The organism is Variovorax brevis, from assembly GCF_030317105.1.
Lineage (GTDB): Bacteria > Pseudomonadota > Gammaproteobacteria > Burkholderiales > Burkholderiaceae_C > Variovorax > Variovorax brevis.
Genome location: NZ_JASZYG010000001.1, coordinates 649317 through 664869, shown reverse-complemented (window position 1 = coordinate 664869; position 15553 = coordinate 649317). Strand labels below are relative to the sequence as shown.

Here is a 15553-nt window from a genome sequence, read left to right as displayed (position 1 = left end):
TGCTGGCTACGGGAGTGTTTCCGATGTCGTCTGTTTTCGCTGCTGCTTCGGTGGATGCCTTCAAGAGCCTGAAGCGCTCGCCTCGCATGCCGGTGCTGTTCGTGGGCCACGGCAGTCCGATGAACGCCATCGGCGACAACGCCTGGCGTCGCAGCTGGCAGGCGCTCGGCGCGGAGATGGGCGCGAAGCATGGCAAGCCGCAGTTGATCCTGTGCGTCTCGGCGCATTGGCTCACGCGCGGCGGTTGGTACCTCACGGCCATGGACAAGCCCAAGACCATCCACGACTTCGGCGGCTTTCCGCAGGAGCTGTTTGACCAGCAATACCCGGCGCCCGGCGCACCGCTTGCGGCGCAGGAAATCAGCGAAGCCGTGCGCCAACCTGTGAGCGGCGCCGCATTGGGACTGGACAAGAGCGAGTGGGGCCTTGACCACGGCACCTGGTCCGTGCTCAAGCCCATGTTCCCGCAAGCTGACATCCCCGTGATGCAGCTCAGCATGGACTACAGCCGCGCGCCGGCCGAGCACTACATGGTCGGGCAACAGTTGCGTACCTTGCGAGACCGCGGCGTGTTGATCGTCGGCAGCGGCAACATCGTCCACAACCTTCGCGCCACGCGGCGCGACGCGCAGCCCAACCAGGCCTACGACTGGGCCATCGAATTCGACAAGACCGTCGGCCAGCAGATCGGGAAAGGGGAACTGTCGGCGCTGTCGGGCTTTCAGCGCCTTGGCGCGGTGGCGACGCAGGCGCACCCCACCTACGACCACTACCTGCCGCTGCTCTACGCGGCCGGCGCGGTCGATGCCGCGAAAGAGCAGCCGCGCTTCTTCAACGAGAACTTCCAGTCCGCGTCGATTTCGATGCGCTCAGTCATTTGGGGCTAGGCAGGGGCGCGTTTGCAACGCATCACCCCGGTTCTGCACGTTCCTGCGCCCCAATGAAAAAAACCCCCGGCCGGATGGCACGGGGGTTGATTGCGTGGCGGTGCGAAGCGCGTGGCCCGGGGGGCGCGCTACTTACTCAACTTTGGCCTTGGCGCGCAGGTCTTCCTGGTACTTCTGCAACTTCTGCTGCTGCAGTTGCTGCGTGATCTGCGGCTTGACTTCGTCGATCTTCGGCAGTTGCGCCTGGCGGATGTCGTCGACGCGGATGATGTGCCAGCCGAATTGCGACTTGACCGGGGTCTGCGTCATCTCGCCCTTGTTGAGCGTGATCATGGCCTGCGAGAACTCGGGCACGAAGCTACTCGGGTTGGCCCAGTCGAGGTCGCCGCCGTTGGCGCCCGATCCGGGATCCTTGCTCTGCTTCTTGGCGATGTCCTCGAACTTGGCGCCCTTCTTGATGTCCGCAATGATCTTCTTGGCCTGGTCTTCGTTTTCCACCAGGATGTGGCGCGCCTTGTATTCCTTGCCGCCGTTGGCCGCGACGAACTTGTCGTATTCGGCCTGCACGTCGGCGTCAGACACCGCGTTGGTCTTGCGCCAGTTCTCGAAGAGCGTGCGGATCAGAATGGCCTGGCGGGCCAGTTCGAGCTGCGCCTTGTAGTCGTCGCTGGCGTCCAGGCCCTGCTTCTTTGCTTCCTGCATGAAGACTTCGCGCGCAATGACCTCTTCCTTCAGCTGCGGCTGCATCTCGGGCGTGACCGGGCGGCCGGCGGCTGCCAGCTGCGCGGACAGCACGTCCACGCGTGACTTGGGCACCGGCTGTCCGTTGACGATGGCGATGTTCTGGGCCTGAGCAGCCACGGAGACCAGGCCAAGCAGCGCTGCGGCCGCAACGGCCTGCAAAAGTTGTTTTTTCATGGAGAGCAAGAGGAGGGTGGGTTGATTCGCCGCTCCTGGCGGCGAGTTGCGATCGGGAAGCCTCAGAGCGCTTCGATGGCAATGGCGTGAAGGCCCCGGGCAATGAAATCGTCCAGCGCATCATACACAAGCCGATGCCGCGCCACACGGGGCTTCCCAGCGAATTGGGGGGAGGAAATCCGCACCCGGAAATGAGTACCAAAGCCTTCAGCATTGGCCCCCGAATGGCCCGCATGGTCCGCGCTTTCGTCGATGACTTCGAGCACCGTGGGCTGCAGCTTTTCGCGCAGTCGCGCCTCCAGCGCAGCGGCTGTCGGAGGCGACGTGGTGGTGGCTGCGTTCATGTGCTGGGCTCGTCCGACTTGAGGTGCGGCGCAATGTAAAGGCCCTGCGCCACGAGGAAGGCAATGGGAAACGCATAGCCCCAAAGCTTGAAGTTGACCCACGCCTCGGTCGAGTAGTAGGCCGCGACCCAGCCGTTGATGGCTGCCATGAAGAAGCAGTAGGCGATCCACGCGATGTTCAGGTGCGTCCAGATGCGGTCAGGCAAGTCGAGTTGCTGGCCCAGCAGCATCTTCAGGAAGTTCTTCTTCAGCGCCCAGTAGGAGACGGCCAGCGCGATGCCCATGGCCGCATAGAGCACGGTCGGCTTCCACTTGATGAAGCGCTCGTCGTGCAGGGCCAGCGTCAGCGTTCCGAACAGCAGGATGAGCACGAGCGTGGCCTTCTGCATGGTCTGCAGGCGCCGATGGGTCATGTAGATGAAACCCATCTGGATGGCCGTGGCGCCCATCAGCACGGCCGTGGCGACGTAGATGTCGTAAAGCTTGAACGCGCCGAAGAACAGCAGGATCGGGAAAAAATCGAGCAGGAGTTTCATTTAGGCTGGAAGTCGAGGGAGGCGGAGTTCATGCAGTAGCGCAGGCCGGTTTCAGTCGGGCCGTCAGGAAATACGTGCCCGAGGTGCGCCCCGCAATTCGCGCACACATTTTCGGTGCGAACCATGCCGTGCGAGCGGTCGACGATGTTCTTGATGGCGCCCGGCACCGCTTCCTGCGAAAAGCTCGGCCAGCCGCAGCCCGCGTCGAACTTGGTGGCCGATTCGAACAGCTTGGCGCCGCAGCAGATGCAGTGGTAGGTGCCATCGTCCCAGTGCGCCTCGTATTTGCCGGTGAACGGGCGTTCGGTCGCGGCATGGCGCGTGACTTCAAAAGCGCCGCGCTCGGCGCCTTTTTCGGCGAGCAGGGCTTTCCATTCGGCGTCGGTCTTTTCGATGGGGTGGGTCATGATGAGCAACTGATTTCGATGGTGGACGCCCAGTCGGGCGGGAATCCGGCGAACTCCTCGTGGCCGGGATGCTCCTCAAATGGGGACTCCAGAAGCTGGAGCAAGCTTGCGACGCCGGAGAAGTCCTTTTGTTCCGCCTTTTCGATGGCTTGCTGGCCCAGGTGGTTCCGCAGCACGAATTTCGGATTGCTCCGCAGCATCAGCGCGCCAGCCGTTTCCGCATTTTCCTGCGAATGGCGTTCTGCAAAAACCCGCAGCCATTCGTCCGCCGCCGGCCGGTCCATGAAGAGGTCGCGAACCGGTTCTGCCGCGCTGCCGGCCACGTGGTGCGAAAGGCGACGCCAGAAGATGGTCCAGTCGACCTTCTCTGCCGCCAGCAACTTGAGCAACTGCTCGACCAATGGCCGGTCGCCCGCGTCGGCCGTGCTCAAACCCATCTTGGCGCGCATCTGCGCTTCGAACGCGTTGGGGAACACCGTCTTGTAGGACTCCAGGGCGGCACGCGCCACGTCAGCGTCGCCAATGAGCGGCAGCAGGGCCTGCGCAAGGCAAAAGAGGTTCCAGTACGCCACGTTGGGCTGCTGGTTGTAGGCATAGCGCCCCGAGTTGTCGCTGTGGTTGCAGATGTGGCGCGGATCGAAACCGTCCAGGAACTGGAAAGGGCCGTAGTCGATCGTGAGCCCCAGGATGCTCATGTTGTCGGTGTTCATCACGCCGTGGCAAAAGCCGACGGCCTGCCACTGCGCCATGAGTGCCGCCGTGCGCTCGCTCACCGCCTGAAGAAAGGCGGCGTAGGCGTTGCCGCCAAATTCCTGCGTCCTGCGGCATTCGGGGTAGTAGCGGTCGATGACGTAGTCGGCCAGTTGGCGCAATTCCTTGTCGAACTCGTTGGCCGCGAAGTGCTCGAAGTGCCCGAAGCGGATGAAGCTCGGCGCCACGCGGGTGACCACCGCCGCGGTTTCCAACTCTTCCCGGCGAACGCGGGCGTCGGAGCCGGTCACGCACAGCGCCCGCGTGGTCGGAATGCCAAGCGCGTTCACCGCCTCGCTGCAAAGAAACTCGCGGATGCTCGAGCGCAGCACGGCGCGCCCGTCGCCCATGCGGGAGTAGGGCGTCAGGCCGCTGCCCTTGGTCTGGATTTCGAAGCCGCCCTGCGTTTCGCCCAGCATGATGGCGCGACCGTCGCCCAACTGGCCGGCCCACACGCCGAACTGGTGGCCGCTATAGACCGTTGCAAAGGGGTCGCTACCGGGCAGCAGTTCGTTGCCGGTGAACGCCTGCAGGGCCTCGTTGCCCCGAAACCATTGCGCGTCCAGCCCGATCAGGTCGGCAACGCTTTGCGATCGACCCACCCAGTAAGGATCGGGAAGGGGCGTGGGCCGCAGGCGGGTGTAGAACGCCGGGCCGAGACCGGAATACCCCTCGCGCCATGCGACGGGGGCGTCTGCCGCGACGGCGGCGGCTGAAGATGAGCTCATTCCCCGGATTGTCCAGCAACTGCTTCCAGACGCCTTGGGCGGGGCTGAAAAGGCTTACCGCGCGAACGCGTTGAAGAATTTCAGAGACGCCTGCTTACGGGCATTCCCCCAAGCGGTGCGATGCTGCGCTGCGCAATACTCGGCCGAGAGACATTCACTGATTCCAAGGAGACTTTCCATGCTGGGTTTGATGCAAGACCAACCGTCGTTGATCTCGTCGCTGCTCGAATTTGCCGACCGCCACCACGGCGACGGCGAAATCGTGTCGCGCCGGGTCGAAGGCGACATCCACCGATACACCTGGTCTGATGTTGCACGCCGCTCCCGCCAGGTCGCCAATGCGCTCGAGGGCGAGAACCTGGTCTTTTCCGACCGCGTGGCCACCCTGGCGTGGAATGGCTACCGCCATCTGGAGCTGTACTACGGCGTGAGCGGAACGGGTCGCGTGCTGCACACCATCAACCCGCGCCTGCATCCGGACCAGATCGCGTGGATTGCCAACCATGCCGAAGACCAGATCCTGGCCTTCGACATGACCTTCCTGCCCATCGTGCAGGCCGTGCATGCGCGCTGCCCGACGGTCAAGAAGTGGATCGCCCTGTGCGACGCCGACAAACTGCCCGCCGACACCGGCATCCCGAACCTGGTGAGCTACGAAACGTGGATGAGCGGGCAGTCCGACCGCTACGACTGGCCGACCTTCGACGAAAACTCCGCCTCCAGCATGTGCTACACGAGCGGCACCACGGGCAACCCGAAGGCGGCCCTCTACAGCCACCGTTCGTCCGTGCTGCACGCGTACGCCGCGGCGTTGCCCGACGTCATGTGCCTGTCGGCGCGCGATTCGGTGCTGCCGGTGGTGCCGATGTTCCACGTCAACGCCTGGGGCATTCCTTATTCGGCGGCGCTCACGGGCTGCAAGCTGGTGTTCCCCGGCCCCGCGCTCGACGGCAAGTCCATCTACGAGCTCATCGAAAAGGAAAAGGTGACCTTTGCCGCCGGCGTGCCGACCGTGTGGCAGATGATGCTCGGCCACATGAAGCCCGACGGCCTGCGCTTTTCCACGCTCAAGCGCACGGTGATCGGCGGCTCCGCCTGCCCGCCGGCCATGATCCGCGCCTTCCAGGACGACTACGGCGTCGAGGTGCTGCACGCCTGGGGCATGACCGAGATGTCGCCGCTGGGCACGTTGTGCACGCTCAAGAACAAGCATCTGGAGATGACGCCGGACGACCGCCTGGCCATCCGCCTGAAGCAGGGCCGCGCCATCTTCGGCGTCGACATGAAGATCGTCGACGTGGACGGCAAGGAATTGCCCTGGGACGGCAAGGCCTACGGCGACCTGCTGGTCAAAGGCCCCTGGATCGTCAAGGAATACTTCAAGGGCGAGGGAGGCGATCCGCTGGTTCCCGACGAACAGGGCCGCGGCTGGTTCCCCACCGGCGACGTCGCCACGATCGACGCAGACGGCTACCTGCAGATCACCGACCGCAGCAAGGACGTGATCAAGTCCGGCGGCGAATGGATCAGTTCCATCGACATCGAGAACATTGCCGTCTCGCACCCGGCCATCGCCATGGCGGCGTGCATCGGCGTGGCCCATCCGAAATGGGATGAGCGTCCCATCGTGGCCGTGGTCAAGCGTCCGGGCGCGGAGGTCAGCCGAGAGGATCTCCTTGCGTTCTATGAGGGCAAGACAGCCAAGTGGCAGATTCCCGACGACGTCGTGTTCGTCGAGGCCATCCCGATCGGCGCCACCGGCAAGATCCTGAAAACGAGGCTGCGCGAACTGCTCAAGGGTTACAAGCTGCCCGGCGTTTGACCCTTGAGAAATCGCGCATTTCCTACCGCCCGGTAGAACACAAAGCGCACGCACTGTCACCTGAGTGATAGAAACGGGCCCGCCACTCGATTGCTTAGGGGCATTCCCTGAGGGTTGGGTGTGCAAAGGCTTGTAATCTCGCTCGGCTTTTGAGACTTAGACGCACGTTCGAAACTTGGAGATTTACATGAAGCTCGCTCTGAAATTTGTTACTGCCAGCATCCTCGTGGCAAGTGCCACTGGCGCGTTTGCCCAGAAGGGCGAGACCGTGAAAGTCGCCTGGCTGGACCCGCTGTCGGGCCTGATGGCTGCCGTGGGCACCAACCAGCTCAAGACCTATCAGTTCCTCGCCGAAGAATTCAACAAGAAGAACGCCGCCGGCGTGAAGTTCGAGATCATCGGCATCGACAACAAGCTCAGCCCGCAAGAGACCACGGTTGCGCTGCGTTCTGCGCAGGACCAGGGTGCACGCTACGTGCTGCAAGGCAACGGCTCCGGCGCTGCGTTGGCCATCATCGATGCGGTCGAGAAGAACAACGCGCGCAATCCGGGCAAGGAACTGCTCTACATCAACTACGCCGCGGTCGATCCCGACCTCACCAACAGCAAGTGCAGCTACTGGCACTTCCGCCTCGACGCCGACACCTCCATGAAGATGGAAGCGCTGACGACCTTCATGAAGGACCAGCCGAGCGTCAAGAAGGTCTACCTGATCAACCAGAACTACTCGCACGGCGTTCAGGTGGCCAAGTACGCCAAGGAAAACCTCAAGGTTAAGCGCCCCGACGTCGAGATCGTCGGCGAAGACTTGCACCCGCTGGCGCAAGTGCGCGACTTCGCGCCCTACGTGGCGAAGATCAAGGCTTCCGGCGCCGACACCGTCATCACCGGCAACTGGGGCTCGGACCTGGCGCTGCTGATCAAGGCCGCGAATGACGCGGGCCTGAGCAACGTCAACTTCTACACCTACTACGGAACGGTTAGCGGCACGCCCACGGCCATGGGTGCGGCATCGGCCGGCAAGGTCTACCAGGTGGGCTACGGCCACGCCAACATGGGTGGCGAAATCCAGCGCCTGAGTGTGGAGTTCAACAAGAAGTTCAAGGATGACCTCTATACCTATGCGGCCTACTCCGCCTTCCAGATGATGAGCGACGCCTTCGTCAAGGCCAAGTCGACCGATCCGGTCAAGGTGGCAGCGGTGCTCGAGGGCATGAAGTTCAAGAGCTTCAACGGCGATGTCGACATGCGCAAGGCGGACCACCAGATGCAGCAGGGCCTGTTCATCACCAAGTGGGAAAAGGCTGGCGGCAAATACCCCATTGACTCCGAAGGCACCGGCTACACCTTCGTGCCCGTGAAGTACTTCGACGCCTACGTTGCCAGCACGCCCACCTCGTGCCAGATGAAGCGCCCCGGCCAGCCGGGTTGATGAGGCACTGAGCCTCTCGCAGGCTCCGCGTCGCGAAGGGCCCGACACACGATCGGGCCCTTTTTTCTTCTCGTATCGGGAGTGGAACCACCATGGAATTTTTCGTCATCTCGCTGCTCAACGGCGTGAGCTATGGGCTGCTGCTGTTCATGCTGAGCTCTGGCCTGACGCTCATCTTCAGCATGATGGGTGTGCTCAACTTCGCGCACACCAGCTTCTACATGCTGGGCGCCTACATCGCCTACACGCTCTCGGGCGTGATCGGCTTCTGGCCGGCGCTGTTCATCGCGCCCCTGCTGGTGGGCGGAATGGGGGCGCTGTTCGAGCGCTACAGCCTGCGTCGCGTGCACAAGTTCGGCCACGTGCCTGAATTGCTCGTGACCTTCGGGCTGTCCTACCTCATTCTCGAACTGGTGCAACTCGTGTGGGGCCGGTCCACCGTTCCCTACGGCTTGCCCACGCAACTGCAAGGCCCGCTGTTCACCCTGTACGGCACGCAGTTTCCGAAGTCGCGCTCGTTCATCATGCTGGTGGCGATCCTGATGCTGATCTCGGTGTGGCTGCTGCTCACGCGCACGCGCATCGGGCTGGTGATCCAGGCCGCGCTGAAGCATCCCGAGATGGTGGAGGCGCTAGGCCACAACGTGCCTCGCGTGTTCATGCTGGTGTTTGGCGGCGGCGCCGCGCTGGCGGGCCTCGCCGGCGTGATCGGCGGCAACACCTATGTGACGGAGCCCGCGATGGCGGCCTCGGTCGGCTCGATCATCTTCGTGGTGGTGGTGGTGGGCGGCATGGGCTCGCTCGCCGGCGCCTTCCTCGCGTCGCTGCTGATCGGCATCGTGCAGACCTTTGCGGTGGCGCTCGACTATTCGGGCGTGTCGACCCTGCAGCAGTTGGGCATGACCGTCACCCCCGAGAACTTCGCCTATCCCCTGTTGTCGCTGACGATCTCGCAGGTGGCGCCGATTCTTCCGTATCTGTTCCTGGTGCTGATCCTGATATTCCGGCCCAAGGGATTGCTGGGTACCCGTGAGGACTAAGACAATGAGCACCACACGCACCACCCCTACCGCCTACTATCGCTACAAGCCGATGAACATCGGCCGCATCGCGATCTGGTCGCTGTTCGCGATCTTTCTCATCGTCGCGCCGCACATCTTCCGCAGCAGCCTGGCGCTCACCATGCTCTCGCAGATCGGCTACCTGGTCATCATCTGCCTGAGCTACAACATGCTGCTGGGGCAGGGCGGCATGCTGAGCTTCGGGCACGCCGTGTATGTGGGGCTGGGTTCCTTCATCGCGGTGCATGCGATGAATCTCGCCACCAAGGGTTCGGTGCCCGTGCCGCTGGTGCTGATCCCCATTGTGGGCGGCCTCGGCGGTGCGTTCTTCGCCGTGTTGTTCGGCTTCGTCACCACGAAGAAATCGGGCACCACTTTCGCCATGATCACGCTGGGCATCGGCGAACTCGTGGCGGCCATGGCACTGATGTTTCCCGGCTTCTTCGGCGGCGAAGGCGGGGTGACCACCGACCGCACCTACAGCAGCTTCTTCGGCCTGAACTTCGGTTCGCAGATGCAGGTGTACTACCTCATCGCCGTCTATTGCTTTGTCTGCACGGCGCTGATGTTCGCCTTCACGGGCACGCCGCTGGGCCGCATCCTGAATGCGGTGCGCGACAACCCCGAGCGCGTCGAGTTCATCGGCTACAACACGCAGCGCGTGCGCTACTTCGCCTTCATCATCGCGGGCTTCTTCGGCGGCATCGGCGGCGGGCTGGCGGCGATCAACTTCGAGATCGTGAACGCGGCCGACAGCCTGAACGCCCTGCGGTCGGGCGGCTACCTGCTGTTCACCTTCCTCGGTGGCGCGACCTTCTTCTTCGGGCCGATGATCGGCGCGGTGCTGCTGGTGTTCGCGTCGGTGCTGCTGTCGGAAATCAGCAAGGCGTGGCTGCTGTACCTGGGCCTCGTGTTCCTGCTGATGGTCATGTTCGCGCCCGGCGGCGTGGCCAGCCTGCTCATGATGAACGTGCGGGTGGCGGCCTTCGGCAAGTTCAATCGCCTGTGGAAGCTCTACCTAGGCCTGATTGTCACGGCGGCCATTCTCGTGGCCGGCCTGGCGGCGGTCGTCGAGATGATCTATCACATGCAGCTCAACGCGGCGCTCGGCCCGCTGGTGCGGCTGGCGGGCTTCGAGCTTGACACGTCGTCGGTGGCGAGCTGGGCCATTGCGGCCGTGCTCATCGTCGTTGGCGGTGTGCTGTTCGAGATCCTGCGCCGGCGCTTTGCCCGCGTATGGGGCCACGCGCAGGAAGAAATCGAAGCCGAGATCAAGCGCCGCGAGACGGCAGCGTGAGCAAGGGGAAAGCAGAAAAATGACCTACGCACTCGAACTCAAAGACCTGCGCAAGAGCTTCGGCAAGACCGAGATCATTCGCGGCGCCAACCTGCAAGTGAACGCGGGCGAGCGCATCGGCATCATCGGCCCCAACGGCGCGGGCAAGTCGACCCTGTTCAACCTCATCAGCGGGCGGCTCACGCCGACCAGCGGCGAGGTGCATCTCAACGGCGAACGGGTCGACGGGCTCAAGCCCTTCGAGATCAACCGCAAGGGCCTGTCGCGCAGCTTCCAGATCACGAACATCTTTCCGAAGCTGAGCGTGTTCGAGAACCTGCGCTGCGGCGTGCTGTGGAGCCTGGGCTACAAGTACACGTTCCTGCGCTTCCTCTCCGGGCTTGATGACGCGAACGAGCGTACCGAAGAACTGCTGCAGCAAGTGGGTCTGGCCCGCAAGCGCAACGTGCTGGCGGTGAACCTCACCTATGCCGAGCAGCGCGCGCTGGAGATCGGCGTGACGATCGCCGGCGGCGCCAACGTCATCCTGCTGGACGAACCCACGGCCGGCATGAGCAAGACCGAGACGGCGCACTTCATCGCGCTCATCAAGCAGGTGACGGTGGGCCGCACGCTGCTGACGGTGGAGCACGACATGGGCGTGGTGTTCGGGCTCGCCGACAAGATTGCCGTGGTGGTCTACGGCGAGGTGATCGCTTTCGACACACCTGAGGCGGTGCGCTCCAACCCGAAGGTGCAAGAGGCCTACCTTGGCTCCTCGGTGGCGGACGCGCAAGGGGCGGGGCACTGAGATGAATCTCAAGCAACAGTCAACACAGGCGCAGCGCGACAACTGACATGCTGAAACTACAAGACATCCACGCCTACTACGGCAAGAGCCACGTCCTGCATGGCGTTTCCTTCGAAGTTGGCAAGGGCGAGATCGTCGCGCTGCTGGGCCGCAACGGCTCCGGCCGCTCGACCACCGCCAAGGCCATCATGGGCCTCGTGCATGCCGAAGGTGGCCTGCACTGGAAAGGCCAGGACATCCTGCGCAAGAAGGCTTATGAAGTGGCGCACGCAGGCATCGGCTACGTGCCCGAGAACCGCGACATCTTCCCCAAGCTCACGGTGCACCAGAACCTGCTGCTCGGCCAGAAGGGCACGGGCAAGGGCAGTCGCTGGTCCTTCGACGACATGTACGCCATGTTCCCGCGCCTGAAGGAGCGCCAGCACACCGAAGCCGGCGTGCTCTCAGGTGGCGAGCAACAAATGCTCACGCTTTGCCGCACACTCATGGGCGATCCGGACCTCATCATCATCGACGAGCCGACCGAAGGCCTGGCGCCCAAGATCGTCGAACTGGTGGGCGAATACCTCAAGCGCCTGAAGGACCGCGGCATCTCGGTGTTGCTCATTGAACAGAAGCTCACCATTGCGATGCACATTTCCGATCGCGCGCTCGTGATGGGCCACGGTAGCATCGTGTTTGACGGTACGCCAGACTCCTTGCGCGCCGACGCGTCCACGCGCAAGGAATGGCTCGAAGTGTGAATACGATGCGGGCCGCTTCCCGTTGTTGAGTTGAAATTGCGCCGGGTTGTCCCGGCAGAGACTTGGGTCGATTGCCCACTGGGGACAAAGGCCTAGAATCGCGAAAAAGAACACTCGTGCTTTTCGGAGCAGGCTCCTCTGGCGGACACCCGTCCAGAGGCCCATGTTCCCGGTTCATTCCATTACTTCTTCCCATCCAAAGGAACGCAGCATGACGGCTGAATACAAGGTTCACGGCGACGTTGCCGTGATCACGCTGAACAACCCCCCGGTCAATGGCCTCGGTTACGCAACCCGCCTCGGTATCACCGACGGGTTGGCCAAGGCGCAAGCCGACGCAGCCGTCAAGGCGGTCGTCATCACGGGTGCCGGCAAGGCCTTTTCGGGCGGCGCCGACATCAAGGAATTCGGCACGCCCAAGGCGCTGCAAGAGCCGAACCTGCTGAGCGTGATCCTCGCGGTCGAAGCCACCACCAAGCCGGTGGTGGCGGCGATCCACACGGTGTGCATGGGTGGCGGCCTCGAACTGGCCCTGGGCGCGCACTACCGCGTGGTCGCTCCGGGCACCAGCGTGGCACTGCCTGAAGTCAAGCTGGGCCTCATCCCCGGCGCGGGCGGCACGCAGCGCCTGCCGCGCGTGCTGGGCGTGGAAACCGCGCTGAACATGATTGTGAGCGGCGAGCCCGTCAAGAGCGAACTGCTCGCGAGCCTGCCCGGCCAGAAGCTGTTCGACAAGGTCGCCGCGTCGGCTGAAACGGTGGTGCAGGAAGCCATCGAGTTCGCCAAGGACATCGCAGCCAAGGGCGCAGAACTTCCGCTGGTGCGCAACCTGCCGTGCAAGCACCCTCAAGGCGACGCCTACTTCCAGTTCGCCAAGAACATGGTTGCAGGCATGGCCAAGAATTTCCCGGCGCCGGTCCAGTGCGTGGAAGCCGTGCAGGCCGCCACGAAGATGAAGTTCGACGCCGGCATGGCCGAAGAACGCCGCATCTTCACGGCGCTGATGCTCTCGCCGGAATCGGCGGCGCTGCGCCACCTGTTCATGGCCGAGCGCGCGGCGAGCAAGATCGCCGACGTGCCGGAAGACACCCCCAAGCGCGACATCAAGACGGTGGGCGTGATCGGCGCCGGCACCATGGGCGGCGGCATCTCGATGAACTTCCTGAACGCTGGCATCCCCGTCAAGATCCTGGAGATGAAGCAGGAAGCGCTCGACCGCGGCATCGCCACGATCAAGAAGAACTACGAAGCGCAGGTCAAGAAGGGCAAGCTCAAGCAGGACAAGTACGACCAGCGCATGGCGCTGCTGTCGACCACGCTCGACTACGCCGACCTGAAAGACTGCGACCTCATCATCGAGGCCGTGTTCGAAGAGCTGGGCGTCAAGGAAGCCGTGTTCAAGAAGCTGGACGAAGTCGCCAAGCCCGGCGCCATCCTGGCCTCCAACACCTCGACGCTGGACGTCGACAAGATCGCCGCCTTCACCAAGCGTCCGCAGGACGTGGTCGGCATGCACTTCTTCAGTCCGGCCAACGTGATGAAGCTGCTGGAAGTCGTGCGCGGCAAGCAGACCGCCAAGGACGTGCTCGCCACGGTCATGGCCATCGGCAAGAAGATCAAGAAGACCTCTGTCGTCTCTGGCGTGTGCGATGGCTTCATCGGCAACCGCATGATCGAGCAGTACTCGCGTCAAGCCGGCTTCCTCCTGGACGAAGGCGCCACGCCGCAGCAAGTCGACAAGGCCATCGAAAAGTTCGGTTTTGCCATGGGCCCGTTCCGCATGGGCGACCTGGCCGGCAACGACATTGGCTGGGCCATCCGCAAACGCCGCGCCACCGAGCGTGCCGACATGAAGTACAGCCGCACCGCCGACAAGCTGTGCGAACTGGGCCGCTTCGGCCAGAAGACCGGCGCAGGCTGGTACGACTACCAGGCCGGCAAGCGCGACGCGATCCCGAGCAAGGTCGTGCTCGACCTGATCGAACAGCATCGCAAGGACGAAGGCATCACGCCGCGCAAGATCTCTGACGAAGAAATCGTCCAGCGCCTGGTGTTCGCCCTTGTCAACGAAGGCGCGCACATCCTGGAAGACGGCATTGCCGGCAAGTCCGGTGACATCGACATGGTGTACCTCACCGGCTACGGCTTCCCGATCTGGCGCGGTGGCCCGATGCACTACGCGAACCAGGTGGGCCTTTACAACGTGGCGTCGGCAATGAAGCGCTTTGCGCAGAACCCGCGCGACGACGGCAAGTTCTGGGAACCTGCTCCACTGCTGGCCAAGCTGGCCGCAGAAGGCAAGCAATTCAGCTAAGCAACGGAAAGTCCTGACTTGATCAAACGCGTTTTTCTCGGGCTGCTGCTGGTGCTGGTTGCACTGGCCGCGGCGGTCGGCATCAACACCTGGCGCACGCCCTCAAGGCAGGTCAAGGTGGAGCCGGTTCAAAAGGTTGCGGTGGACGCGCAGGCCGTTGCAAAACGGCTTTCGGGTGCCATCGGTTTCAAGACCGTGTCGAGCCTGGACGATCCCAAGTTCAACAGCGGCGAGTTCGTCAAGCTGCAGGACTACCTTGCGCAGCAGTTTCCCAAGCTGCATGCCACGCTGAAAAAGGAAGTGGTGGGCGAGCACGCCTTGCTCTACACGTGGCAAGGCAGCGATCCCAAGGCCAATCCGATTGCGCTGATGGCGCACCAGGACGTGGTGCCGATCGCGCCCGGCACGGAGGCGGAGTGGAAGGTCGAACCCTTCAGCGGCGTCATCAAGGATGGCTACGTCTGGGGCCGCGGCGCCTGGGACAACAAGGGCAACCTGTTGTCGCAGATGGAAGCCGTGGAGATGCTGGTGGGCAGCGGATTCAAGCCGAAGCAAACCATCTACCTGATCTCCGGCGACGACGAGGAAGTGCTCGGCAAGCGCGGCGCCGGTGCCATCGCCGAATTGCTCAAGTCCCGCGGCGTGCGGCTGGAGTGGGTGCTCGACGAAGGGCTGCTGGTCACCGAAGGCGTGCTGCCGGGCCTGAACATGCCGGCTGCGCTCATCGGCCTGGCCGAGAAGGGCTACGGCACCTTCTTCCTGTCGCTGGACATGGCGCCGGGCCATTCGTCGATGCCACCGGGCAAGTCGGCCATCGGCACGATGAGCGCGGGGTTGGCCAAGCTGGAAGCGAATCCGCTGCCTGCCTCCATCAGCGGTGTGGCTGAAAGCATGTTCACCACGCTGGCGCCCGAGATGACCGGCTTCAACCGCTTTGCGCTCTCCAACCTGTGGCTTTTCGGGCCGCTGGTGCAAAAGCAGCTGGAAGCGGGTCCGAGCAGCAATGCGATGTTGCGCACCACGACGGCCCTGACCATCGTGAACGCAGGCAACAAGGACAACGTCTTGCCGGGGCATGTCGAGGCGGCCGTCAACTTCCGCATCCTGCCCGGCGAAACGCTGGCTTCCGTGGAGCAGCACATGCACAAGACCATGGCCGTCGACGCGATCAAGGTCAGGCAGCATCCGGGCAACACCGACCCATCGCCGGTGTCGCCGATCAATGCGGCGGGCTACGCCGCCATCCAGAAATCGGTTCGCCAGGTCTTCCCCGAAGGCGTCGTGGCGCCGGGCCTGATGATCGGCGGAACCGATTCGCGCCTGTTCACCGGCGTGAGCGATGCCATCTACCGCTTCTCGCCGGTGCGCGCACGTCCCGAAGACCTGCCGCGCTTCCACGGCACCAACGAACGCGTCTCGATCGACAACTACGTCGAGATGATCCAGTTCTATCACCAGCTCTTGCGCAACGCCGGCAGTGCGGCGTCGCCGGGCTGACCCCTTCATCCGAACGACCCTCTCTCT

Annotated in this window: 14 protein-coding genes; 9 read left to right on the top strand and 5 right to left on the bottom strand. The window is 63.4% G+C overall.

Annotation, left to right across the window (positions count from 1 at the left end):
- Positions 1-23 precede the first annotated feature (23 nt).
- Positions 24-887, top strand: coding sequence for a 4,5-DOPA-extradiol-dioxygenase (gene ygiD, locus QTI66_RS02830; protein WP_286557373.1), 864 nt, complete (start codon positions 24-26; stop codon positions 885-887).
- 132 nt (positions 888-1019) lie between these two features.
- Here ygiD and QTI66_RS02825 read toward each other — a convergent pair whose 3' ends face one another.
- The 5 genes from QTI66_RS02825 to QTI66_RS02805 form a co-directional block, all read right to left on the bottom strand.
- A complete protein-coding gene (locus QTI66_RS02825) occupies positions 1020-1805 on the bottom strand; it encodes a peptidylprolyl isomerase (RefSeq protein ID WP_286557372.1) in 786 nt (261 codons plus the stop codon).
- Between the two features lie 62 nt (positions 1806-1867).
- Positions 1868-2149, bottom strand: coding sequence for a BolA family protein (locus QTI66_RS02820; RefSeq protein WP_286557371.1), 282 nt, complete (start codon positions 2147-2149; stop codon positions 1868-1870).
- Entirely contained in the window at positions 2146-2685 is a 540-nt protein-coding gene (locus QTI66_RS02815; RefSeq protein ID WP_286557369.1) for a septation protein A, read from the bottom strand. The genes QTI66_RS02820 and QTI66_RS02815 overlap by 4 nt, the downstream gene beginning before the upstream one ends.
- Positions 2682-3092, bottom strand: coding sequence for a peptide-methionine (R)-S-oxide reductase MsrB (gene msrB, locus QTI66_RS02810; protein ID WP_286557367.1), 411 nt, complete (start codon positions 3090-3092; stop codon positions 2682-2684). Before msrB ends, QTI66_RS02815 begins: the two co-directional genes overlap by 4 nt.
- The gene (locus tag QTI66_RS02805) at positions 3089-4570 is read right to left on the bottom strand and encodes a protein adenylyltransferase SelO (RefSeq protein WP_286557366.1); all 1482 of its coding nucleotides are present in this window, start codon (positions 4568-4570) and stop codon (positions 3089-3091) included. The genes msrB and QTI66_RS02805 overlap by 4 nt, the downstream gene beginning before the upstream one ends.
- A gap of 178 nt (positions 4571-4748) precedes the next feature.
- Between QTI66_RS02805 and QTI66_RS02800 the strand changes: the two genes are divergently transcribed.
- The 8 genes from QTI66_RS02800 to QTI66_RS02765 all read left to right on the top strand — a co-directional run bounded on the left by QTI66_RS02800 (position 4749) and on the right by QTI66_RS02765 (position 15526).
- On the top strand, positions 4749-6392 hold the full coding sequence (locus QTI66_RS02800; RefSeq protein ID WP_286557365.1) for a 3-(methylthio)propionyl-CoA ligase: 1644 nt from the start codon (positions 4749-4751) through the stop codon (positions 6390-6392).
- A gap of 187 nt (positions 6393-6579) precedes the next feature.
- Entirely contained in the window at positions 6580-7824 is a 1245-nt protein-coding gene (locus QTI66_RS02795) for a branched-chain amino acid ABC transporter substrate-binding protein (protein ID WP_286557364.1), read from the top strand.
- 92 nt (positions 7825-7916) lie between these two features.
- Positions 7917-8864 (top strand): branched-chain amino acid ABC transporter permease, encoded by a 948-nt coding sequence (locus QTI66_RS02790; RefSeq protein ID WP_286557363.1) that lies wholly within the window; start codon positions 7917-7919, stop codon positions 8862-8864.
- A gap of 4 nt (positions 8865-8868) precedes the next feature.
- Positions 8869-10182, top strand: coding sequence for a branched-chain amino acid ABC transporter permease (locus QTI66_RS02785; RefSeq protein ID WP_286557362.1), 1314 nt, complete (start codon positions 8869-8871; stop codon positions 10180-10182).
- Positions 10183-10201: 19 nt separating this feature from the next.
- On the top strand, positions 10202-10972 hold the full coding sequence (locus QTI66_RS02780) for an ABC transporter ATP-binding protein (protein ID WP_286557361.1): 771 nt from the start codon (positions 10202-10204) through the stop codon (positions 10970-10972).
- A 47-nt stretch (positions 10973-11019) separates the two neighbouring features.
- Positions 11020-11715: an ABC transporter ATP-binding protein gene (locus tag QTI66_RS02775; protein WP_286557360.1), complete on the top strand. Its 696-nt coding sequence runs from the start codon at positions 11020-11022 to the stop codon at positions 11713-11715.
- A 211-nt stretch (positions 11716-11926) separates the two neighbouring features.
- A complete protein-coding gene (locus QTI66_RS02770; RefSeq protein WP_286557358.1) occupies positions 11927-14029 on the top strand; it encodes a 3-hydroxyacyl-CoA dehydrogenase NAD-binding domain-containing protein in 2103 nt (700 codons plus the stop codon).
- 18 nt (positions 14030-14047) lie between these two features.
- Complete coding sequence (locus QTI66_RS02765) at positions 14048-15526, top strand: M20 family peptidase (protein WP_286557357.1); 1479 nt, start codon at positions 14048-14050, stop codon at positions 15524-15526.
- Positions 15527-15553 lie beyond the last annotated feature (27 nt).

Bases quoted from the DNA above. Each gene is read 5' to 3' on its own strand.
- ygiD (WP_286557373.1), top strand. From the start codon at position 24: ATGTCGTCTGTTTTCGCTGCTGCTTCGGTGGATGCCTTCAAGAGCCTG.
- QTI66_RS02825 (WP_286557372.1), bottom strand. From the start codon at position 1,805: ATGAAAAAACAACTTTTGCAGGCCGTTGCGGCCGCAGCGCTGCTTGGC.
- QTI66_RS02820 (WP_286557371.1), bottom strand. From the start codon at position 2,149: ATGAACGCAGCCACCACCACGTCGCCTCCGACAGCCGCTGCGCTGGAG.
- QTI66_RS02815 (WP_286557369.1), bottom strand. From the start codon at position 2,685: ATGAAACTCCTGCTCGATTTTTTCCCGATCCTGCTGTTCTTCGGCGCG.
- msrB (WP_286557367.1), bottom strand. From the start codon at position 3,092: ATGACCCACCCCATCGAAAAGACCGACGCCGAATGGAAAGCCCTGCTC.
- QTI66_RS02805 (WP_286557366.1), bottom strand. From the start codon at position 4,570: ATGAGCTCATCTTCAGCCGCCGCCGTCGCGGCAGACGCCCCCGTCGCA.
- QTI66_RS02800 (WP_286557365.1), top strand. From the start codon at position 4,749: ATGCTGGGTTTGATGCAAGACCAACCGTCGTTGATCTCGTCGCTGCTC.
- QTI66_RS02795 (WP_286557364.1), top strand. From the start codon at position 6,580: ATGAAGCTCGCTCTGAAATTTGTTACTGCCAGCATCCTCGTGGCAAGT.
- QTI66_RS02790 (WP_286557363.1), top strand. From the start codon at position 7,917: ATGGAATTTTTCGTCATCTCGCTGCTCAACGGCGTGAGCTATGGGCTG.
- QTI66_RS02785 (WP_286557362.1), top strand. From the start codon at position 8,869: ATGAGCACCACACGCACCACCCCTACCGCCTACTATCGCTACAAGCCG.
- QTI66_RS02780 (WP_286557361.1), top strand. From the start codon at position 10,202: ATGACCTACGCACTCGAACTCAAAGACCTGCGCAAGAGCTTCGGCAAG.
- QTI66_RS02775 (WP_286557360.1), top strand. From the start codon at position 11,020: ATGCTGAAACTACAAGACATCCACGCCTACTACGGCAAGAGCCACGTC.
- QTI66_RS02770 (WP_286557358.1), top strand. From the start codon at position 11,927: ATGACGGCTGAATACAAGGTTCACGGCGACGTTGCCGTGATCACGCTG.